General features: G+C 42.1%; 17 protein-coding genes, 1 tRNA gene and 1 pseudogene. 5 read left to right on the top strand and 14 right to left on the bottom strand.

The features are described from left to right. Positions 1-19 precede the first annotated feature (19 nt). The 3 genes and pseudogenes from C825_RS26065 to C825_RS26055 all read right to left on the bottom strand — a co-directional run bounded on the left by C825_RS26065 (position 20) and on the right by C825_RS26055 (position 3,637). Positions 20-1,588 (bottom strand): M81 family metallopeptidase, encoded by a 1,569-nt coding sequence (locus C825_RS26065; RefSeq protein WP_010800722.1) that lies wholly within the window; start codon positions 1,586-1,588, stop codon positions 20-22. A gap of 149 nt (positions 1,589-1,737) precedes the next feature. Beyond that, positions 1,738-2,432 (bottom strand): annotated as a pseudogene (locus C825_RS26060) (response regulator transcription factor). Next, positions 2,429-3,637, bottom strand: a complete 1,209-nt coding sequence (locus C825_RS26055; protein WP_010800719.1) for a sensor histidine kinase — start codon at positions 3,635-3,637, stop codon at positions 2,429-2,431. Before C825_RS26055 ends, C825_RS26060 begins: the two are co-directional and overlap by 4 nt. A gap of 151 nt (positions 3,638-3,788) precedes the next feature. Here C825_RS26055 and C825_RS26050 point away from each other — a divergent pair, with 151 nt between their 5' ends. The 3 genes from C825_RS26050 (at position 3,789) to C825_RS26040 (ending at position 5,684) form a co-directional block, all read left to right on the top strand. Continuing rightward, positions 3,789-4,388 (top strand): DUF3267 domain-containing protein, encoded by a 600-nt coding sequence (locus tag C825_RS26050; RefSeq protein WP_010800718.1) that lies wholly within the window; start codon positions 3,789-3,791, stop codon positions 4,386-4,388. 122 nt (positions 4,389-4,510) lie between these two features. Further along, positions 4,511-5,575, top strand: a complete 1,065-nt coding sequence (gene aroB / locus C825_RS26045; RefSeq protein ID WP_010800717.1) for a 3-dehydroquinate synthase — start codon at positions 4,511-4,513, stop codon at positions 5,573-5,575. A gap of 35 nt (positions 5,576-5,610) precedes the next feature. Next, positions 5,611-5,684: transfer RNA gene (locus tag C825_RS26040), tRNA-Pro, on the top strand. Between the two features lie 61 nt (positions 5,685-5,745). Here C825_RS26040 and C825_RS26035 read toward each other — a convergent pair. Both C825_RS26035 and C825_RS26030 read right to left on the bottom strand, forming a co-directional pair. Next, positions 5,746-6,444 carry a response regulator transcription factor gene (locus tag C825_RS26035; RefSeq protein WP_009859806.1) on the bottom strand — a complete coding sequence of 233 codons (699 nt, stop codon included), beginning with the start codon at positions 6,442-6,444 and terminating at the stop codon, positions 5,746-5,748. Beyond that, positions 6,441-7,793, bottom strand: coding sequence for a sensor histidine kinase (locus C825_RS26030; protein ID WP_010800716.1), 1,353 nt, complete (start codon positions 7,791-7,793; stop codon positions 6,441-6,443). The genes C825_RS26035 and C825_RS26030 overlap by 4 nt, the downstream gene beginning before the upstream one ends. A gap of 116 nt (positions 7,794-7,909) precedes the next feature. Between C825_RS26030 and C825_RS26025 the strand changes: the two genes are divergently transcribed. Next, entirely contained in the window at positions 7,910-8,668 is a 759-nt protein-coding gene (locus tag C825_RS26025; protein ID WP_010800715.1) for a carboxypeptidase-like regulatory domain-containing protein, read from the top strand. A gap of 48 nt (positions 8,669-8,716) precedes the next feature. Here C825_RS26025 and C825_RS26020 read toward each other — a convergent pair whose 3' ends face one another. Next, positions 8,717-10,375: an IS1182 family transposase gene (locus C825_RS26020; RefSeq protein WP_010800114.1), complete on the bottom strand. Its 1,659-nt coding sequence runs from the start codon at positions 10,373-10,375 to the stop codon at positions 8,717-8,719. Between the two features lie 74 nt (positions 10,376-10,449). On the opposite strand from C825_RS26020, the gene C825_RS26015 reads away from it, so the two are divergent. Continuing rightward, a complete protein-coding gene (locus C825_RS26015) occupies positions 10,450-12,021 on the top strand; it encodes an outer membrane beta-barrel family protein (protein ID WP_233467141.1) in 1,572 nt (523 codons plus the stop codon). A gap of 11 nt (positions 12,022-12,032) precedes the next feature. Here the strand turns inward: C825_RS26015 and C825_RS26010 are convergent, their stop codons facing one another. From C825_RS26010 to C825_RS25975, 8 genes are all read right to left on the bottom strand, one after another. Then, positions 12,033-14,315, bottom strand: a complete 2,283-nt coding sequence (locus C825_RS26010; protein ID WP_232434153.1) for a TonB-dependent receptor plug domain-containing protein — start codon at positions 14,313-14,315, stop codon at positions 12,033-12,035. A 120-nt stretch (positions 14,316-14,435) separates the two neighbouring features. Next, positions 14,436-15,215 (bottom strand): FecR family protein, encoded by a 780-nt coding sequence (locus C825_RS26005; RefSeq protein ID WP_009859802.1) that lies wholly within the window; start codon positions 15,213-15,215, stop codon positions 14,436-14,438. After that, complete coding sequence (locus C825_RS26000) at positions 15,196-15,714, bottom strand: RNA polymerase sigma factor (RefSeq protein WP_010800712.1); 519 nt, start codon at positions 15,712-15,714, stop codon at positions 15,196-15,198. The genes C825_RS26005 and C825_RS26000 overlap by 20 nt, the downstream gene beginning before the upstream one ends. A 23-nt stretch (positions 15,715-15,737) precedes the next feature. Further along, complete coding sequence (locus tag C825_RS25995) at positions 15,738-16,211, bottom strand: hypothetical protein (protein ID WP_229061312.1); 474 nt, start codon at positions 16,209-16,211, stop codon at positions 15,738-15,740. A gap of 200 nt (positions 16,212-16,411) precedes the next feature. Beyond that, positions 16,412-17,413 carry a DUF4249 domain-containing protein gene (locus C825_RS25990; RefSeq protein WP_009859799.1) on the bottom strand — a complete coding sequence of 334 codons (1,002 nt, stop codon included), beginning with the start codon at positions 17,411-17,413 and terminating at the stop codon, positions 16,412-16,414. A 13-nt stretch (positions 17,414-17,426) separates the two neighbouring features. Then, a complete protein-coding gene (locus tag C825_RS25985; protein WP_010800711.1) occupies positions 17,427-20,135 on the bottom strand; it encodes a TonB-dependent receptor in 2,709 nt (902 codons plus the stop codon). Between the two features lie 6 nt (positions 20,136-20,141). Next, on the bottom strand, positions 20,142-21,017 hold the full coding sequence (locus C825_RS25980) for a FecR family protein (protein WP_010800710.1): 876 nt from the start codon (positions 21,015-21,017) through the stop codon (positions 20,142-20,144). Between the two features lie 93 nt (positions 21,018-21,110). Next, positions 21,111-21,680 carry an RNA polymerase sigma-70 factor gene (locus tag C825_RS25975; RefSeq protein WP_009859796.1) on the bottom strand — a complete coding sequence of 190 codons (570 nt, stop codon included), beginning with the start codon at positions 21,678-21,680 and terminating at the stop codon, positions 21,111-21,113. Positions 21,681-21,748 lie beyond the last annotated feature (68 nt).

Below are 21,748 nucleotides of genomic sequence, written 5' to 3'. Positions count from 1 at the left end.
TTAATAAGTATGTGGTTGTTTATCTTCCGTACAAATGTTTTGCCGAGGGAACAAATATGACATTCAGTTCCGGGTCCGGCATATCCGGATCTAACGGGAACATCGGGCGGATGATATTCTTATAAGGAAGTTTCTGGAAATCCTGGTCCACTCCTCCGCGCGTCAGTGCCATTACCCAATCTGCTTTCATATTGTACCATTGGTTGACCAGGTATCCCTGTTTTACCATGACGATATCCATTTCACGGGGATCTATTCCGGTACCCTCCAGGTTAGGTGTAGGGGAAGATGTTCCTACAACTACATAAATGCTTCCTGTCTTGATAATGGCAATATTGTTGCGTCTTCTGTAAGGGGCATTGTCGGCAGCCTGCGTCTCATCCTGTGCAGGACTGACATATACGACCGTACCCGATAGTTTTACAGGTGGTTCGTAGGAGTTGTCCGTCATTGCACCTACATATCCTTCTGCGTGGCCGCCTACACCAGCCTTACGTGCGGCTTCAACCATCTCGCTTCCCGGAATAGAACAGTAAAGCAGGCTTTTGCCGTTTGGAGATTGAAGTTCCGGACGTTTCAATACCCGGGCTAATGTCCATGTAACTTCGCCTGAACCGCCACCACCGGGATTGTCACCCATATCGCTGATAAAGAAAGGCTTCTTGTCGCTGGCCAGCGCCAGATCGAGACATTTTTCGAGCGGATGCCCCGGAGCTTCCAATGTGAACTGGCGGCGGACATCCCAGAATTTTTGCGCCAGTTTCTTTGCGCCTGCTTCTACCTGTGCTTTGTCGTCACCGTAAACCATCACTACCCCCTGGTTGCGCCGGTCGTCTCCCCAGACATAACCGATCCAAATACCTGCATCTATTACGCCCGGCATTGCTTCAACTTCAGGAACCATGGCATAAAGCGATTTGGCTGGTTCGGCACGCGTACTCGACCATTCTCCGGAAACTAATACCGGAACGGCTACCCATGCTTTATAAGCTGGACGTCCTTTACCGGAGGTTAGTCGATCCAGCAGATTGACTACGCCACGACGATGCGATTCACGTGAATCATCGTGAGGAGCTTTGCGGTAAGTTGTAATCAGGTCGGAGTTAAGGGCTACGAGCCAGGAGGCATTGCCGTGAAGGTCCATAGTGGTCGTAACAAGGACGTCGTTGCCGATAACGCTGCGGACTTTTTCCATAAACTCACCTTCCGGATCGGCTACTCCATCCACGCTGCATGCCCCGTGATTGTAAAACCAGAAAGCATCGTAAGGCATGTTCGCCTTTATTATTTCAAGTGCTTCGTTGACAAAGGCGTCGTATGATTCTTTCGTAACCGGTCCGCGGCCACCGCCACGGCCCATCAGGGAGGGAAGCCATGTTGCGGCCTGCCCCATGGCGGAATCCGGACTCAGATAATCTGGCAAAGTGAGCGGCCTTCCGACTATCGGTTGCCTGTTGGGCATAAATACACTGTTCTCGATTTGTATACCGGCAACGCCGATACGTAGTTTCTGTTGCTGCGCGGCGGCATCGTTGGTGAATGACACGACCAACAGGCAGAGACTCAGGAATAGGAAAACTTTCTTCATGGTTCGTTTAAATTTAATAGTATGACATAATAAAAATATATGGGATGTATATATGATTAAAATCAGGGTTAAACTTAGTGGAAATATATGAGAAATTATTCAAAGTCAGGACTATTTATTACCAATGTCCTGACTTTTTGCCTGGTAGGTCAGGATGCTGTGATCATCAGACCGATCCCTTTTATCGTTTTGATACTGACTTTTTCGTCTTGTGACAATAGTTTGCGGAGCTTCGTGACGAAGACATCCAGGCTGCGGGAAGCAAAGTAATCGTCTTCCGTATTCCAGAATTTGTCTAAAATGATTTCACGGCGGATAATTTCTCCCGGTTTCGAAATAATAGTTCCAGTATCCCGTTCTCGCGAGGTGTCAGTAATTGACTGCTTCCGGAGATATGGTGCAAGGTCGCCTGTGCCGGATCCAATGTGTATCCGCCTATTGTCCATGTCTGGTTTTTAACTTTTTCCGTATTCCCTTGCTTCATGCGGAGCAACGCGCGGACATGTGCATCCAGTTCTTCCGGCAGGAAAGGCTTTTTGACGTAATTGTCCACTCCCAGTTCATACCCTTTTACCACGTCTTTCGGTGAAACACGGGCGGATGAGAAAAGGATCGGGAGCTCTCTGTCCGTCTCCCGGATACGGCGCACCATCTCGTAGCCGTCCATGACCGGCATTTCGATGTCGGCAACGATAATATCCGGTTTTACCTGCCGGTATTTCTCCAGGCCTTCTTTCCCGTTGCAGGCGATGATCACCTCATAACCGCCTATCATATCTTCCAATCCTCCCTGAATGATATAACTCAGGTTGGCATCGTCTTCTACTAATAATAATTTGATCATACTGTTGTTTCTTCTGTGGTGGATACTGGTAATGAGATGGTAAATTCACTGTATTTTCCTTCCTGGCTTTCGACGCTGACATAGCCGCCGTGCGAGCGGGTGACGTTCATGACATAATTCAGTCCCAGGCCGAAACCTGTAACACCATCGGCAGCATTGCTCCGGTTGATCGAAGCCCGTTCGAACTTGTCGAATATATGGTTTTGTGCAGCAAGAGAAATACCGATCCCGTTGTCTTTTACCTTGATTTGTGTGAATTGGTTATACCGGCAGGAAGTGATCTGTATTTCGATCGCCTCCCCGGAGTATTTGATCGCATTGTCTATCAGGTTGCTGACCGCCTCCTTCAGATATTCTTCATCCGCAAATATGTCTTCCGCTTCTATGTTTAACAGGAAAGTGACGGTTTTATTCGTCTTGGCAGTGAATAACTGTGTCAGTTCCTCCAACATCGGGCGGATAGGGATCAGGCTTTTTTCAAGCAGTAATTGTCCGTGTTCCAGCTTGGAGATGGTCAGCACTTTGTTGGTCAGGGCCAGCAGATGTTGTGCTTCTTCTTCCAGGATGTCGAAGTATTTCTCTTTCTTCTCCGGTTTTCCGTCCAGCTTTCCGCTTCGGAGGATACGGGCACCCATCAGGATCGAGCTGAGAGGTGTTTTCATATCGTGGATCATCGCATAGGAGAAGTCTTCCCGTATTCGTGCGATCTCGTCCTGTTGTTTGATAATTTTGATTTGCTTCCGGATACAGATCAGCAGGATTCCCAGCGCAATAGTCGTTCCGAAGAAAAAGTAGAGTAGCTTGCCGATAGAACCTGCCCGCGGATTTTTAATGTATGCCTGTACGCCTTGTGTCTCACTGACCGGGAAAACAAAAGTGTGCCGTTCGTTGAACAGGCGGTTGTAATCTGTGAAATAGCGGATATTCTCCCGTTGTACCGCAGCAGGGCTGTCCAGGGATACCGTATCTATGCGAAACGCCAGTTTGTCGAGATGGCGTTTGTCGAGTTCTTCCCGGAAGAGGGCGGGAAGGAATTTTGTTTTGTCTGTCTCATATTGTTCGGTAGCGTGGCAGAAAGATTCGTGTAGCTGTCGTGCCAGTTGTTCTTTTGTCAGTGAATAACTTCGCCCGATCCATTGCCCGATAAGGAAAAGGACGATTAAGGAGGTGACAGCCGATGATATAATGTAGAATGATTTCGTCATAATACTTTGATTTCATTGGCAAAGATAGGTAATTTCATTTTTCCGGCACCCTTCGCTTTCCATCTTAACGTAAAGATAACGTTGGGATAACATTCCGTTTCTTTGTTCCTCTGTATCTTTGCAATGTAGAAATCAAATAAAAACAAACGATATGGAAACAAAAGAAATGAATTTGGAAGGATACGCTCATTCGGAAGGCGTAGAGGTGAAAGTGAGTGCGGCCCGGGTAAATATAACGATATTGCTCTATCTGTTCTTTTTTGTCGTAGGCGCAGTTGTATTGTTCAATTATATTTGGGGAGATGGCTCGAGTTATGGCGCCGGATATGAACTGGGAAACATTGCCAGGCTACAGGCTTTATCTGTAAAAGGTGCAATTATTATGGCTCTTTGTTGTTTAGTATATACCTTGCTTCAATATGGTTTGCTGTATTGGTTTACCGGAAAAGATCGCCGGGCGCTCCATTGGAACACGGACTGGAAGTCATTAGGATTTCTGGTGAAGAAACCGCTGCTTTTGAAATATTACCGGATAGCGTTGCTGACTCCGTTTGTTCTGATTGGTTTACTTCCTTTTATACATGGTCTTTGTACAGGAAATGATGTCTGCTTTTTTATTGGTGTCTTCTGTATTGTGGGTAGCGGCGCTGATTGCTATTATTTCTGGAAACTTCGTTCTTTCAATGGCAACGATAAGATAGTGGATGGGGATGAGTCGCTGAGCGCTACTATTATAAAGAATTCTTATTAAGACCTAAACCTATAAACACACTATTTTTATGAAAGAAGGCAGGAGAACTCTCTTGCCTTCTTCTTTGATAATCGAATAACAAATAATACCTTTGTAACCTAAGAAGCAAAATAATAAAATATATGGCCGAACAAAAAGTAGTGATAAGTAAGGATTTGAAAGCAGATTTACAAGCATTCCTTGCAACACTGAATTACGATAAACTGTTTATTCTTACCGATACAAATACACAGGAAAAGTGTTATCCGCTGATACAGGATGTGCCGGCAATCAAAGAGGCTCCGGTAATAACTGTCGATGCCGGTGATACGCATAAAGGTTTGGAGGCTTTGTCGAATATCTGGATGCGCCTTTCCAATGAAGGGGCTTCCCGTAACTCACTGTTGGTGAACCTGGGTGGTGGCATGGTGACGGATATGGGCGGTTTTGCCGGTGCTACTTTCAAGCGCGGCTTGAAGACGGTCAATATCCCTACAACACTGATGGCCTCGGTAGATGCTGCCGTGGGAGGTAAGACCGGTATTAATTTCAACGGATTAAAGAACGAAATAGGTTCTTTCTATCCGCCGGAATGCGTGTTTATCGATTGTGAATTTCTTCGTACGCTGGATAGGGATAACCTGTTATCCGGCTATGCGGAAATGATTAAACATGCGCTGATCAGTTCGATGGACACCTATGCGACAGTTATGTTGTTCGACCTCGACCAGAAGATGGATTATGCATTCCTGAATAAGATGGTGGCGCAATCGGTTGCCGTTAAGGAACGTATCGTGGCAGAGGACCCGAAAGAACACGGTATCCGCAAGGCTTTGAACTTCGGCCATACGATTGGACATGCTTACGAAAGTCTTTCTTTCAAAAAGAACCGTCCTCTATTGCACGGTCATGCGGTGGCTGCCGGTATCGTGAGCGAGTTATATCTGTCCTACAAGTTATGCGGTTTCCCTTCGAGCAATCTGAGCCAGGTTATCCAGTATATCAAAGAATATTATCCGGCTTTCATCTTTGATTGCAAAGACTACGAAACTTTATATGAACTGATGACCCATGATAAGAAGAATGAAGGTGGTATAATTAACTTTACCCTTTTATCTAAAATCGGTGAGGTTCAGATAAATCAGGCAGTGACAAAAGAGAAAATACTGGAGTCATTAGATTTTTACCGCGAAAGTTTTGGCGTATAAAGGAAAAATCTTACCTTTGCAGCCGTAAAGAAAAACGGGATGTAGCTCAGCCCGGTAGAGTACGCGTCTGGGGGGCGTGTGGTCGCAAGTTCGAATCTTGTCATCCCGACAATTACTGAGCGGAAAGGGAGTTAAGTTTTATGCTTGACTCCCTTTTTTATCTTTCTGTTCTACTTATCCACCAACATCAATCCGACCCCTCTTATCGTTTTTATCAATACAAGCGGGTCATCTTCCAGGAGTTTTCTAAGTTTTGCTATAAAAACATCTAATGTGCGTGATGCAAAATAATCGTCTTCCGTATTCCAGAAACGGCTGAGGATTGCTTCCCGTTTTATTGTTTCGTTTTTGTTTTCTGCCAGCAGTTGCAGGATTTGTGCTTCTCGTACGGTCAGTATTTTCTTCTCGTTTGTCTCATCATTGCGGAGGGAAGCATGTTCTGCATCCAGCGTATAACGGCCGATTTTGTAAAATCCGCTTTCATTCCGTGTCTTTGTACCCTCCTTCATTTTTAGTAATCCATGAATATGGGCATCCAGCTCATCGGGAACAAAGGGTTTTTTGATGTAGTTGTTTACACCTATTTTGTAGCCTTCCCTCACATCTTTAGGGGAAGTCAGGGCGGAAGCGAATACGATTGGAGTATCGCCGTCTGTTTCACGGATGCGTTCCACCATCTGGAAACCATTCATGACAGGCATGTCGATATCCGAAATGATAATATCCGGATGATGTTGTTGCCAGGCTTGCAAACCTTCCATGCCGTTGCCAGCGGTTATGACTTCGTATCCTCCGATGATATCCTGTAATCCGCTTTGTATGATATAGGATAAAGTCGGGTCGTCTTCTACTAAAAGTAACTTTATCATGATGCTGTTGTTTTTCGTGGAATATATAAGGTAAATTCACTGAATTCACCTTCCAGGCTGTTTACTATCACTTTTCCTTCATGGGCTTCCATCACCTGATATACATAATTCAGTCCCAGGCCGAACCCGGTTGTTCCGCCCGATTTTGTACGCAAAGATGCAGAGGCGCGTTCGAACTTGTCGAAAATCGTTTTCATATCCTTTTCGGAGATTCCGATACCGTTATCCCGTACTTTGATAAGCGTATATTTATCTGTTACCTGTGAACTGATATCTATATTGACAGATTCTCCGGAATATTTGATGGAGTTATCCAGCAGGTTGCTGATGGCTTCTTTTATAAATTCATCATCGGCGTATGCCGTGTCTGCCTGGAGATTAATTGTGATATGTACCGGTTTGGTCGCCTTTGTGGTGAACTTCTCTTTTAAATCGGCCATCATTGGTTGCAGTTCAAAGGTGGATTTGGCCATTTCCAGTTTATGATTTTCCAGTTTGGAAAGAGTTAACACTTTATTGGTCAACATTAACAGATGGTCTGATTCGTTTTCTATGATGGTGAAGTATTTCTCTTTTATCTCCGGTTTATCGTCCAGTCGTCCGCTATGCAGGAAGTTGGCACACATGATGATGGAACTGAGCGGGGTTTTCATATCATGTATCATGGCGTAAGAGAAATCTTCTCTCATCCGGGCTATCTTATTTTGTTTGCTGATGATTTTTATCTGGTAAAGAATGCAGTAGACAACAAAGACCATGATAAGACCTGTTGCAACCAGCAACAATCCCATCTGACGGAAAACAGCCCAGTAAGGATTGATTAAAACAGCCTGAAGTCCCTGACTATTATCTGATTTGATGAATGTTATATCTGTTTGTAATGCCTGATAATCATGTGGAATTTGAAAATCAGGGACAGAACTGCTCAAAACAGAACCAGTGGAGTCGACCAGGTTGCAGGTTGTCTGTGTGTGAATATTGGCTTGTTCCAACTGGACCTGGTAGATAGAATCCAGTTTATCCAGTGCCACAGGCACATGAAGAAGAGTATCCATTGTTTCCTGTATAAACAGATAAACTTTATTGACTGCATAATCACTGTAGTCAATATTGTCACTTAGATCCATGTGAAAATTTTTCTCGATCGATACATCATTACCGTCTTCATCCGTATAGTTATCCATTCTTATATGCAATTCAGTCGTGACGGCGGTCTTAAATAATTCATTACTTTTCTTGATTGTTTCATTCCTGACGGTCGAGTAGGTCGTGAACAGCCAGATACCCTGTAAAGCCAATATAGCCAGTAATCCGCACAGAGTAAGTATTTTAATCGGTCTATTATTCATGTTTCGTCATTCCTTTTTTCCCGTTAACCTAACATTAACCCGGCATTAACCCGGTCCGGGAATGCCTTGTTTTACTTTTGCTGCATCAAAGGTAAAGAATTTAAAATAGAGAGAATATGATACGTAAATGTTTTTTATTAGCAGCCGGTATATTGCTTATCAGAATGATGGCAGATGCGCAAGACGTTAAAGGAAAAGTAGTTGATGCCTCACAGGCGCCGGTCGAATCAGTAACCGTAGTGATGCAGACCATCGATTCTGCATTTGTTGATGCTGTCATAACGGATATAGACGGTAACTTTATGCTGAAACAGCATCCGGATAAGTATCGTTTGATTTTTCAGCATTTATTATACCAGACCCAAATAAAAGAATATTCAGGGGAGGATGCCGGAATCATAATGATGCAGGAACAGGATTATGCACTGAACGAGGTCGTAATAAAAGGTGAACGTCCGCAGGTAAAGGTTGAAAACGGAGCGCTGGTTTATGATGTGTCAGTATTGGCTGAAAAATCGACAGTCAGCAATGCGTATGAATCCATCCTGCATCTGCCGGGAGTTATGGAGCAGAATGAAAGTATCAGCCTGGCCGGTACTGGTAATGTAACGGTCATATTGAATGGAAAACCTTCTTCCATGACGAATGACCAGTTAGTCAATTTATTGAAAAACATGCCTGTATCTAATGTGGCGAAAGCAGAAGTGATGTATAATGCACCGGCAAAATATCGTGTTAGGGGAGCAGTGATTAACCTGGTCCTGAAAAACACGAAATCGGAAGAACCGTTTGTGCGCGGTGAGGTGGGAACGGAGTACATGCAGGCCCGTTATGCCAATGGAAGCGGACATGCGAAGGGGGTGTGTCAAAACTAAGGCACATCTCCTTTTTTATCTTAAAAATAGTCGTTCCTCTTTTTTTGTCTATGCGACTATTTCTTCAGTAATTAGGTAAGGCTTAATATTCCTCGTATGTTGAGCCACACGTGGTCTGATAAAGATAAATATAATGTGTGTACTCCTTCTCTTTCCTGCTTTTAATAGTTTTGTACACATCTTTTTGATATTAAAAGCTATAGCAAAGAAGGCAAAGTCCATTGTAACCTTGTCTTCTCCCACATGCCGGAACCTTTTGTATGCCATGTTGTGTTTCATTTGTCCAAAAACTGCTTCCGGTTCTATACATCGCCTTCCCCTATGCCTGAAGCCTTCTTTCGAGAGTAACCTTTCCCGTGCCAGCCGTTTGTATTGGTTTAATCGGTGGTTGACTTCTATAATACGGTTCCCCCGGGCTTTAAAGCAACTACCACGTAAAGGACACCCTTCACATCTTTGTGCTTTATACCGGGCACTTTCGGTGATGTATCCGCTAGCTGTTTTGTCACTCCTGGTTCCTATACGGTTCATGTGCTGCCCCATAGGACAAACGTAATAATCCTCTTCCGCATTGTAATGGAGACTCTCCGCATGGAATGGATTGGGGGTATAACGGGGACGCTGTTCTTTATGGAAGTAGTTGTACTTGACAAAGGCTTCTATCCCATTATCTTGCATGAATCGGTAATTTTCTTCCGAGCCGTAACCGGAATCTGCCACACCGACAGTCGGTAAGCGGTTATAGCGTTGCTCAAAGGAGTGGAAGAAAGGTATGAGGGTCAGTGTATCGGTTGGATTGGGAAACAGTCGGAAGTCTATGAGGAATTGGTTCTGGGTACCTATTTGCAGATTATATCCGGGCTTGGTCTGCCCGTTTCTCATGGCGTCTTCTTTCATGCGCATGAAGGTGGCATCAGGATCGGTCTTGGAATAGGAGTTGCGTTCTCCAAGAGTGTCAAGATGGTTGTCGTATTCCATCAACTTGTCACGGTGTTCCTCAAGTTCCCGGACTTGTTTCTTCTTTTCCCGGATGACTTTCTTTTGTTCCTTGTCCTTTGTTACAGGCTGGTGTTCCAGCACCTCTTTAAGTTCATTCACTATATCTGAGAGCATGGCGGGAGTGAACTCTACGGGTGTGTCTTTGGTGGAGTTCTCTTGGGCTATGGCTTCATCCACCTGCTCCAGGAGAATGCGGATCTTATCCATCAGCTTTGTACGGTTCTTTTCGACTGTCTTGCGCCAGACAAAAGTATATTTGTTGGCTCTGGACTCAATCTTGGTACCGTCGATATACTCTACGTCAAGGCTGATGAAACCTTTGTCGACAAGGACAAGAACCAACTGCGTGAATACATTATTTATCTCTTCTTTTACACGATTACGGAAACGGTTGATGGTAATAAAATCCGGATGTTCATTACCGGAAAGCCAGATATAATGAATGTCACGTAGGAGAAGCTTCTCTATTTTGCGGCACGAATAGATATTGTTCATGTAGGCGTAGATAATCACCTTAAGCATCATTTTAGGATGATAAGGACAACGACCGGTTGCTTTATAAAGCTTCTTGAAATTGTCAAGATTGAGATTATCAACAACTGTATTAACTATGCGAACCGGATCATTCGCTGCTATGTTTTCATCAATTCTTCCGGGAAAAAGAACTGTTTGGTTGGGAATGTAAGGACGAAAATGTAACTTTGCCATAATGAAAAACTTTATGCCTAAAGATACAAAAACTTTGGGTAATAACAAAGCCTGGGCTTGTGAAAGTCTGGGCTTTGTGCATAAAAAAAGGTTGTGCCAGCGTTTTGACACAACCTCAACTATCGGCTGATATTCTTTATTCTGCCGACTATCAGAAAAGGATTATTGATAATGATATTATATCTCATCATAAGATCGGAGATATAATATATGATATAGAACAATATAATAAAGGAGAACGTCGCGGGCTGACCCATAATATGCGTGCCGCATTGGATTATCAGTTATCGGAAAATGATCATCTGAATATGGCTTATACTTCTGCAATCACTCCAAACAGGAAAGCCGTGGAAAAGTCTTCAGGCAATTTTTCCGAATCCTCTAATAGTAAAATGGGTGATGAACAAATGCATAATGTAAATGTGGATTATACTTCTTCCCTGGGTTTGAATGTCGGTCTCGATTATACCTATTATAATTATCCGTCCACTCAGGATTATATAAATAAGACAGAAAGTTCCGAACAATTGTTTCTGGCTGATGCCAGCCAGACAATCAACCGTTGGAATGTATATGCCGGACAGACCCATACTTTACCTTCTGATTGGGAGTTGAATTATGGCATCGACTTTACATTTGCCAAAGATAAAAGCTCGCAAATCTATCGTCCGCAGGATGGTTCCGATATGTCGGGGCTGAATACCTGTACAGATCTGAAAGAAGAAACGTATAATTTCTATGGTGGTGTTGAAAAGTCTTTCAACGACAAACTTTCCTTATCTCTGTCTGTTGCCGGAGAGTATTATAAATTAATGAATTATAAAAAGTGGGCCGTTTATCCTGCGATGCAGTTAAGCTATGCCCTTTCCGACAGCCATATCTTCCAGTTGGGATTTTCTTCCGATAAGACGTATCCGGAGTATTGGACTATTCAGGAATCTGTTAGTTATATGAATGGGTATGCAATGCTTTTGGGGAATCCGGCGTTACGGCCGTCTACCGATTATACGGCAGAACTGACATATGTTTTGAAGAATAAGTATATGTTTAATGTGTATTATAGCTACATAAAAGATTTGTTTAATCAATTGGCTTACCAAAGCCCGGATAAACTAGCATTGATTTACCAGACAATTAATTATGATTATGAAGAGAATTATGGCGCAACGGCAACAATTCCTTTCTCTGTCGGCAGTTTCTGGAATTCTCAGATTACGTTGGACGGATCTATCCTCAAAGATGTTTGCGATTCGTTTCATGCTATTCGCTTTAACCAGACAAAATTCCGGGGAATCGCAATGATGAACAATACCTTCAAGCTCTTTTCGGAACCGGATATTCGTCTGGAACTGAATAGTATGTATGTTTCGTCTTTTATACAGGGTATATATGATATTTCTCCCATCTGGAAGATAGACGCCGGTTTGAAATGGACTTTTGCCGGAAAGAAAGCTGAATTGAAATTGAAAGCGAATGATCTGTTCGATTCATTCAATCCGGATACCAAAATAAATTATAAAGGGCAGCACCTGATAATGAATCAGAGACGTGATAGCCGGAACATTTCAGTTTCGTTCGTTTATAAGTTCGGTGGCTATAAAGCTAAAGAACATAAATCGGTCGATACTTCCAGGTTTGGATTTTGACGGAGGTTTGATTAGAATTCTATCGTTTTCTTTTCCCTTTCATTTTTAATGACAGCGTTTCGTTCCAGGGGTTTACTGTAACCCTGGTCGAAACGCAAACTGATTTTTACCAGGAACATGTTGTTGTATGATTTCAGGTGGCGCGAAGTATTTTCCTGGTAAAGCGATGTTTCCAACATTCTCTGCTGGTTATGTCTGATACCTGCTGAAATGGGCGGAATGTAGGAGAGCGCAACAGATATCCGTTTATTCCAGAATAGCTTGTTTGCGGATATCAGCCAGTTGTCTTTATCGGTCATTTGATATCCCTGGCTGAGGATTTGCTTTTTCATATTCCGGTAATATCCGACCTGAATACCAAACGATTTGGCAGGGTGGTAATAACTTATTTCTGAGTTGGCAAGCCATCCGTCCGGTCTTGTTCTGATTTCGGCGTTCAATGCTTCTCCGAGGTAATATGTCACATTGTTTTTGAATCGGATATAATTGCCGAAAGGCTGATCATAAGTGATTTGCAAACTATATTCTCTTGTGTTTATATTACAGAAAGACCTGTATAACTTATGTCCTTTTTCGATATATAACTCACTGATTTCATCATGAACATAATTGAGTGCAGGGGTAATTGTTATCCGGTTACCTAATGAAATGCGGGCGGAAACAGTATGCCGGATGGCTGATTTCAGTTCTGGGTTTCCTATTTGTGTCAGGAACGTATCGATTACCAGGCTCATAGGGCTGAGCTGGTATAATAAAGGATAATGCTGATTAGTTGAATAACTGGCATTTATGTTTATGTTTTTATTGATGCTGATGTTGGCCTGTATGTAAGGCAGAAACCGGGTATAATTACTTTTTATATCTCTGTCATATGAGCTTATATGCTCGATGGCAGCCCCGAATTTAGTCTGTATTTTCGTTGAAGGACTAAATTTCATGTAGGCAAATACTTTATTCCGATATTCCCAGTAGTCCAAAAAGCCTCTGCCGTGACTACTTTCCGATCCATACATTCTCCAGGCATTGGAATATCCTAAGTTCATCGATATCTGGGACGATAACGAATATTTTCCTTCGACATTAAATAATGTATGGTTTTTATACTCGTTGTATGTATCCTGGATTATATAGTTCGATGCATCGTTCTGGTCGTATTGGTTTTTTATATCATTGTAATAATAATTGTATGAAAAATCGCTATATAACCGGAAACGTTCGCTAAACTGTCCCTGATAATACAGTGTGCCGACAAATGTGTAATCAGATGTGGCAGTTTCTGTTGAATTTTTGATCGTGCGTCGGTCATTGTTACTTATATCCGTACGTTCCATGGTGTATATCTGGTTTGTTTCTGTCTTGCCGGATACATAATCACCTTGGATGCCAACCGTTTGCGTCGGTGTGATTTGGTAACTGACTCCAGCCGTTATGGTATTATTCTTATGCTCATACAGGTCATTGGGTGTGTTTTCCGGCATTTCTGAAATAAGTTCCACACCTCTGTATATTAAATTTTTGGATACAGGTAAGTCTTGGTTTTCCTTGTTATGAGAATAGGTTGCATAGAAATTGATTTTGTCATAGGTATAACTCATTCTGATTACAGGTTGATTCAATATCAGCCGTTTGCTGTTGTTTATACCCGAAAGGCCGACGGCTGAAAAATTAGAGGCATAGATGTCATATCCCCGGTAATCCTTTTTCAGGGTAATATTGATAATGGCTGTATAATCGTCGGATATGAAACGGCCGGACGCTCCATTGATCACTTCAACGGTATGTATTCTGTCGGGTGACATATATTTTATATGATCCTGCGATTGTTGTATTCCGTCTACTAACAGTAATATATTCTTACTGTCGCTTACTTTGAGGGTATTAGTTGCTTTGTCGAAATAGATCCCGGGTATTTTATGCAATAGTTCTTCCGTATTGTTTATTCCTCTGCGCATATCAGGAGTGATGGAGTAACTGTTGCAGTCTACTTTATGGCGAACTTCATCTGCTGTGATAATTGTTTCGGGGAGTATGAAAATTAGTGTATCTTCGGTTTTCTTGCCGGATGCGGTTCCGGTGAAAACAAATTGTCTGTGAGGTTCGGATGGCTTTGTTTCCGTATTGCTTTTCGGTACTTGCCTGTCTAACGGAATGATGATATATACATGATTTATTTTTTCGACTTTGAACGGTTTATTGTTTAGCAGATGATAAAGGGCGTCTTCCGGATTTTTAAATGTTTTCGAGACGGATATATTATAAGCGGATAACGCTTTGTCATCAAACGATATTTCCATGCCAAGCATTCCTAAAACAGTGTTTAAAGGTTTGTTGGAAACAGTAAGCTGCATTTTCACAGGAAATGCAGCGATTGTACTTATCAACTGTATGAAAATGATGACTATTGACCTTTTCACTTATTCTATGCTGAATTTGATTTCAAAAGGTTTTCCTATAATTTCGAGTATCATATCAGGTTTTGTGGCCCTGCTAAAATTACCAGTATAGACATGTCCCGGAGGAATGTCTGCTTTGACCCTAATATCATACTGACGTTCTATTTCATTGATCACTTCAACCAGTGGGACTCCTTCAAAAACAAATTTGTCTTCTATCCATCCGATTGATTGACCGGCATTGATATTTTCTTTAATGGTCAGTTTACCGTTATGATAGGTCAGTTGCATATCCGGAGCGAGGGTGGTCGTTTCATTATGGGTTGTCACTTTTACTTTGCCGGTCAGACAGGTTACACGATAGTTCCCTGGCCGTGAAAATATATTGAAACTTGTTCCTAATACATTCACTTTATTCTGATTTGATTTTACAGAAAAACGTTTTCCCTGTTTTACTTCGAAAAAGGCTTCTCCTTCAAGTTCAACATTTCTCGATATAATCCATAGGTAAGGTTTATAGGTAAGCCGGCTATCGGCATTGAGATTTACTTTTGAGCCGTCAGGAAGGGTGACAGCAAGATGCGATCCCCGTTTCGCAATTTCGGTCACGGTATAAGATTGAGAGATTACAGACCCGGTCAGGATAATGGCAACAAGGAGCACGGCTGCATATTTCCAAAATGGGATATGCCGGTTTTTTTTTGAAGATGGGGTATCTTCAAGGCTGGCAAAAGCTTCATTCCAGATATCTTCCTTGCTTTTGCTCCATTGGGGGATTATTTTAATATTGTCCGGTTTCATTTTTAGTTTCCGTTAATAATACTTTCTTTAGAAATTGCAATGCGGAATTCATTCGTTTCTCAACTGTTTTAATACTTATATCAAGGAGTCCTGCAATTTCGTGATATTTTAATTCATCGTTCCGGCTCATCAGGAAAACGATGCGTTGTTTTTCGGGCATCTGTTCCAGAGCTCTGGCATAGGATGTGGCAAGTTCCTTGAAAAGTATCTCCTCTTCGGGAGACAAGCCTGATGCGTCATTGCGTATCATATCCTGCTCGAAATGATTCCGGCTTGTTTCTTTCCGATAAGAACTTATCACCATTTCATTCGCCATTTTATATAAAAGGGCTTTCAGGTTATTATTATGTAACTGTTCTTTTTTCTCCCATATTTTCATAAATATCTCTTGCGCTATATCAGATGCCATATCAGTATCGCCGCAACGATAAAATATGAAACTCCGGACAGCATCAAAATATGTATCAAATAAGAGTTTAAACTCCTTTTTACTCAACATTTAGCGAACAGTTTGTCGTTGATCTACTCTTTGTACTTATTCACTTTTTTCATATACCCGATAAATTTATCCCATTCATTTGCTATGGCCTGCATATTCTCATCACGTATTTTTTGTATTTCAGTCAATGAACCTAAAACTGCAATATCAGGATATCCGTCGTTTATAAAAAATTTATTTTCAATTATACTGTAATAGAATACCGGTGAGTTGAAAATTTGGGAGTTGACATCTGAAACCCGGGTCAAGGTAGAAAACAAATACTTGTCATCCAGATAAAATTTAATATTGGCATAAAGTGAAATGGAGTTTTGTTGATAGTAATTGTCTTTAAACCGGATTTCTTTTGTTGTTCCGTTGAACCATAGGATATCATCTCCTGTAAAAATGATTTCCTCAGTGGGTTCGTTTGCCGATTTTGTTTCTGCTTTTATAATGAGTTTAGAATATCCCTCTTCAGGAGAAGGATTCGAAGGATCATTTGAGCAACTACTCATAAATATAGTCAGAAACAATATTGATAAAAATAAATAAAACCTTTTCATACGATTATTATTAATGGATTAAAATTACTATATCTTTTTGAATTAATAACCGTATGAGTTAAAGGATACCCTATATAATATGTTGTCAATTAGTATCCTTTAACTATTTTGCTATTGTTGGATTTGGGAAATGAATTTCCAGTGACCGTTTTTTACCACAACGGCGGGCGGGTCAGGATACGAATCGTCATTTGTTTTTCGGAGCTAGCACCGACAAACCCTAATCCGCCGACAACGTTTTGAGGTATAATGACCGGTTCCATAAAGGTTTCGTTATAGTTTCCCGACTCAAGGCAGTTCATGGCACGCATATACCGATAGTCTGTCTGGGTGATACAGAGTAGCCGGATGACGGCATCTGTCTCTACAAACAGCTTTTCGTCCATATTTTTGTGATCATAGTAGCGTGTATATACATTAAGCGTGTATGATCCGTTTTCGAAACGACTGTCGGTGAATACATTGTTCACATTTTGGACGGTCATATCAAGGATGCCGAATTCTTCATCATCGGCAGTACTGAGATGACCATCGGTCAACACGATATCTTCCTGACTGATAATATCCGGATAGATGATTTCCGGTCCGTATGTTGTTCCCTCTTCCGGATATGTCCGGTAAGTGTTTTCCTGGATACGCAGTTGATAATAGTTCTTTTCTCCGGATCGGTCGTTGAATGTGATTCTGTACCGGATGCAGTTATCCATATAATATCCTATTTTAATTTTAGTCAGAAGGGTATCTACCTGTATAATTTTTTCGATCGGTTGGGGTATTTTTACTTCAGCCCAGGCGTGATATTGCCCGTTTTCCGCAGCTGCTTCCAGGCGTACCAGATCACCGGGGAGAAACTGGGTTTTCACGCGGCAGTATTTTGTAGAGTCATTATAACTGGTGGAGATCAATTCGGCTTCAGCAACTTCTTTCTTCTCTCCGTTGACATAGATCGTGACGGCTCCATCGCTCACTAATGTTGTTGTTTCGCCATCAATGATATGCAAGTAAACTTGATTCTCTTCTTTTTCGGCTTCCAGAAAGGCATTCATGAGTAGTTGGGGCTCTTGAATTTTACTTTGGAAGGGTATCTCGTTCTCACAAGCTGAGAAAAGAGATGTATAGAGTATGAATAATAGATAGGATAAATTCTTTCTCATGTCATTTTCTGTTTTAGAATTTAAATGTATAAGTGACGGAAGGTATACAGGGTAATAAAGTCTGTTTGATCAACCTTGTTTTCCTTTTCCAGGTTGTTTCAGGCACACCTCCTTCTCCAATATGTTCTTGTCCGATGTATTCTTCTTCCAGATAGATCAAATTGGGAGTCATGGCATTATAGGCATTGTAGACAGATATATTCCAGGTGTGTGTACCCCGGCGTACTTTTTTATGGAAGTTAACTCCCAGGTTCAATCGATGACTGACGGGTAATCGGTAATTGTTGCGGTGTTCGATATAATCGAGCAAGTTTCCGTTTATTGTCCCGGTACGCTGTTCGGCTAATGTTGCTGCCCCTCCGGTGTTAAATATCCAGGTGAGTCCAATATCGAACCGTTCACTGAACTGATGGTTCACACAAAAATTTATATTGTGGCGACGGTCATATTTATAGGGGAAACGTTCTCCGTAGTTAATGCTGCCGTCTTTGAACTGGCGGTCACTTTTGGCAATTGTATAGGCCAGCCAGCCGGTTGTTTTTCCCAGCGTTTTTTGTGCAAGTATTTCCAGTCCGAAAGAACGTCCGCGACCCATTTCCACTTTTTCCTGCCATCCTCCTGAGGTTCCGAAGAAAGAGGCGCCATCCTGATATTCCAGAACATTATGCATATCTTTATAATATCCTTCCAACGAAAATTCCCATCCTTTTATCCCTGTATAGTATCCCCCGATAGCATATTGAAATGACCGCATCGGGCGGATATTTTGAGTAACAGGCACCCATAAATCAGTTGGTAGTGAGATGGCTGACGACGATAATAAATGTACGTACTGTTCCATTTGAGTAAATGAACCTTTTATTGCATAGTCTTTGTTCAGGCGGTAGCGGGCGGACAGGCGGGGTTGTGCTGAGAAATAGCCTTTCCCTTGGGTGTAAAACAAGGAAAGATGTATACCTGCATTAATACTTAACCGGGTACCTATGTTGAAGTCATCTTCTGCATATAAAGCGCATTCATGGCCATGCAGATTACTGTTAGAAGAATCTTTATAGATGGTATCTTGTGCTACTGATCCGTTTTCTGCTTCTCTCACATTTGAGGTTGTGACCTCCGGCCGGAACGTATGATTCAGATAAGAGCCGCCGAATTTGATATGATGGTTCGGGGCAGGCGTATAGTCGAAATCTGTCTGGATACTAACATCGTGTATCCCTGACCTATAATCGGAATTATATGTATAGGTTTCGTTATGCATGGGATCGGTATTGGTCTTTTTCTCGGTTCCGGTGGCTTCCTTTTTATAACTGTCAGCCATTGACATCTGATAATGGTTGTATGCTACAGTCGTGTTACTGAACAACTTATTGTTGAATACATAATTCCAGCGTCCGGCTGCAATAGTATTCCCCCAGTTGATATTGATTTTGCTGTTATAGAAATACAGGCGCGGACCATCGTCATAACCGTCGTATTCCTTATCCCGTTTGTAATCATAATGGTCTTTTCCTTTATAAAAGCTGAGGAAGAGTCGGCTTCTGTCGGAAAACTTATGGTTTACTTTAGCATTGATATCATAGAAGTAATAGTTGTATTTTTTATCTTCCGGCAGAAAAGGTCTTGCCACCAGATCCAGATAGGTGCGGCGTCCTGTCAGACAGAAAGAAGTTTTGTTTTTTATGATCGGTCCTTCAAAATGCAGCTTACTGGTTAGCAGGCCGACACTGATCGTTCCATGATAATTTTGCATATCGCCGTCATTGGTGCGGATATCGATGATAGACGATAATCGTCCGCCATAACGGGCAGGAAAGGAGCCTTTGAAGAGAGTCACTTTTTTCATGGCCTCCGGGGTGAAGATCGAGAATACGCCCAGCAGGTGATCTGCATTGTAGATCGGAATACCATCCAGCAGGATCAGGTTCTGGTCCGGTCCGCCGCCACGCACATGCAAACCACTGAATCCTTCCATACCCGCCTGTACGCCGGGTAACAGCTGGATTGTCTTCAGTAAATCAGCTTCTCCCAAAACAACAGGTGTGTTGCGGATTTGTTTCATCGGGACATCAAGGGCACTCATCGCAGTGGCATGGATTCCGGTTTCTCTTTTATTTGACAGGACGACAACTTCCTCTAACTGATTGTCGGTCAGTAACCGGATATTCAGCAAGGTGTCCTTTTCCAACCGGAACCGGCATATTTGAGTGGCATAACCAAGGTAGGAGAATGAAAGTGCTGCATCTCCTTCGGGAAGCGTAATACTATAAAATCCGAAAGGGTTGGTCGAAGTTCCTATCCATCTGTTTTGTTCAAAGATATTCGTACCGATCAGTGTTTCCGATGATATCCCGTCTGTAACATAGCCGCTGATTGTATATTTGCGGTTAACGGGTGTTTCCCGTTTATCTAATAAGATATATTTTCCAGAGATCTTAAAAGCGATTGCTTCGTTTTCGAAAGCCCTGTGTAGAATATCCGTGATAGGAGATTGAGTCATATCCAGGGTTACAGGCTTTTTTAGCTGTATCTTTTCTCCGTAGATGAAAGAGAAGCCGGTAGAATCCTCCAACTGCTTTGCGAATTTGTCTAAAGCAGCATTCCGGATACTGAAATTTAATAATGTGTCTTTATTTTGGGCATCAAGAGGAGTTCTCCCGAAAATAACCCACAAGAGACATATGAGGCTGATGCGGAAAAGCGGGTAATGTATAGAATAGTTCATAATTTACTAAAGCTTAGTGCTGATAATGATAGTATTGTTTGTTATTGTGTAATTAAAATTGCCGGCTCCTTTTAATAATTCGAGCATTTCTTCCAGGCTTTCGCCATTGGTGAAGTTAGCCCGTATATGGTAACTCCGGAGTTCGGGATCGGTAATTTCTATTTTTACATTGAATGCATGTGAAAGTTGCCGGGTTATTTCCTGCAATGGCAGATAATCGAATAGGAAATGGCCGTTTCGCCAGACAATATCGTTGCTGCTTTTTGGATTTATTTCATGTTGTAAACTTTTCTGTAACCGGTTATAGATAGCACTTTCATTGGGAGAAAGAACGATTCGCCGGTTTTCTTCCGGTATGCTGACGGCAACGGAACCTTCGATCAGGGTAGTTTTTATTTCGGGGTCTTCGGGATAGGCTTCCACATTGAATTGGGTTCCCAGTACCTGTACGTTTACGGACTCTGCTTTTACAATGAATGGGTGCCTGGTATCTTTTTCTACATCGAAATAGGCTTCTCCGGTTAACCGGACTTCTCTTTTGGCTCCCCTGAAACGAGAAGGAAAGCTAAGTGTTGAGTAACGGTTCAGGGTGACAACAGACTGGTCGGGTAGTGTAATGTCCCGTATTTCAGCCAGGGTAGAAATAGTCTGTATGGTGCCCGATTGGATATAATCATATGTATACCAACTGGCCAGGCAGATGAGTATGGAGGCTGCAACGCTTCCTGCGATACGGAGAAATTTTATTTTTCCACTGGCAGGAGAGATACGCCTTTCTAGTATTTTCCAACTGTTTTTAGCGGAGAAGCGTCCTCTCGGTGAACGTGTAGAGGCGACCAGTTGTTCCAGAATCTTATCAAAGTTGTCGTTTTCAGGTGTCATCTTTTCTTTATCTGTTTAATTATTGCTTTCATAAATAAAGACAGAGATGTACGCTGGAACTCACTATGTCGATTTGGTGAAAATAAGTTAAGATTATGATCCGTTCTTGTCTGGCTTCAGGTAGCGTGATAACATATCCCGTAGTCGGGTTACAGCCTTTTGTAATTGTACGTCAACTGTATTGATGCTGATTTTTAATTCTTTAGCGACCTGTGCATAGCTTTGTTTTTCTTCCCGTATGCGAATAAATATCTCCCGGCATTTTTCCGGTAGACGGTCCAGTGCTTTGACATAGTGGGAAAAAAGTTCTTCGTTGATAAGGATTTCTTCCGGTGAATTTTCCTGGTCGGCTATCTTATCGGCTATTATCTCGGTAATCTGTTTTTGCCGTTCTTCTTTTGCCAGATAATTCAGTGCAGCATTTTTTACTGTGATAAAGAAGTAATCTTCCAGATTGACTATCGTTTGTAATGACTCCCGCTTTTCCCAGATTTTCATGAATACGTCGAGTACGACTTCCTGCGCCCATTCTTCCTGTTTCAGATAGTAATAAGCAATACGGAAAAAACGATCAAAGCATAGATCATAGAATTTCTGCAAGGCAGTTTGGGAGTCCTCTTCCTTCATTTGTCGTAAATATCTTCTGATCTCTTGTTCAGTCATAATTTCCTTTTCATGCTACTCTGTGGCTGCAAAGATACTTTTTAATCGATAAGTATGACAAATCGTAA

Source organism: Parabacteroides sp. ASF519 (genome assembly GCF_000364265.2).
In the GTDB taxonomy this organism is placed as follows: domain Bacteria; phylum Bacteroidota; class Bacteroidia; order Bacteroidales; family Tannerellaceae; genus Parabacteroides; species Parabacteroides goldsteinii.
The sequence above is the reverse complement of the archived record's forward strand: the minus strand, read 5'-3'. Positions and strand labels throughout refer to the sequence as shown.

Coding starts and splice junctions, on each gene's coding strand:
- C825_RS26005 (WP_009859802.1), bottom strand. CDS start 15,215: ATGAAACCGGACAATATTAAAATAATCCCCCAATGGAGCAAAAGCAAG.
- C825_RS26050 (WP_010800718.1), top strand. CDS start 3,789: ATGGAAACAAAAGAAATGAATTTGGAAGGATACGCTCATTCGGAAGGC.
- C825_RS25995 (WP_229061312.1), bottom strand. CDS start 16,211: ATGAGTAGTTGCTCAAATGATCCTTCGAATCCTTCTCCTGAAGAGGGA.
- C825_RS26010 (WP_232434153.1), bottom strand. CDS start 14,315: ATGGAAATATCGTTTGATGACAAAGCGTTATCCGCTTATAATATATCC.
- C825_RS26030 (WP_010800716.1), bottom strand. CDS start 7,793: ATGAATAATAGACCGATTAAAATACTTACTCTGTGCGGATTACTGGCT.
- C825_RS26000 (WP_010800712.1), bottom strand. CDS start 15,714: ATGTTGAGTAAAAAGGAGTTTAAACTCTTATTTGATACATATTTTGAT.
- C825_RS25985 (WP_010800711.1), bottom strand. CDS start 20,135: ATGAACTATTCTATACATTACCCGCTTTTCCGCATCAGCCTCATATGT.
- C825_RS25990 (WP_009859799.1), bottom strand. CDS start 17,413: ATGAGAAAGAATTTATCCTATCTATTATTCATACTCTATACATCTCTT.
- C825_RS26055 (WP_010800719.1), bottom strand. CDS start 3,637: ATGACGAAATCATTCTACATTATATCATCGGCTGTCACCTCCTTAATC.
- C825_RS26035 (WP_009859806.1), bottom strand. CDS start 6,444: ATGATAAAGTTACTTTTAGTAGAAGACGACCCGACTTTATCCTATATC.
- C825_RS26020 (WP_010800114.1), bottom strand. CDS start 10,375: ATGGCAAAGTTACATTTTCGTCCTTACATTCCCAACCAAACAGTTCTT.
- C825_RS25980 (WP_010800710.1), bottom strand. CDS start 21,017: ATGACACCTGAAAACGACAACTTTGATAAGATTCTGGAACAACTGGTC.
- C825_RS26065 (WP_010800722.1), bottom strand. CDS start 1,588: ATGAAGAAAGTTTTCCTATTCCTGAGTCTCTGCCTGTTGGTCGTGTCA.
- aroB (WP_010800717.1), top strand. CDS start 4,511: ATGGCCGAACAAAAAGTAGTGATAAGTAAGGATTTGAAAGCAGATTTA.
- C825_RS26025 (WP_010800715.1), top strand. CDS start 7,910: ATGATACGTAAATGTTTTTTATTAGCAGCCGGTATATTGCTTATCAGA.
- C825_RS25975 (WP_009859796.1), bottom strand. CDS start 21,680: ATGACTGAACAAGAGATCAGAAGATATTTACGACAAATGAAGGAAGAG.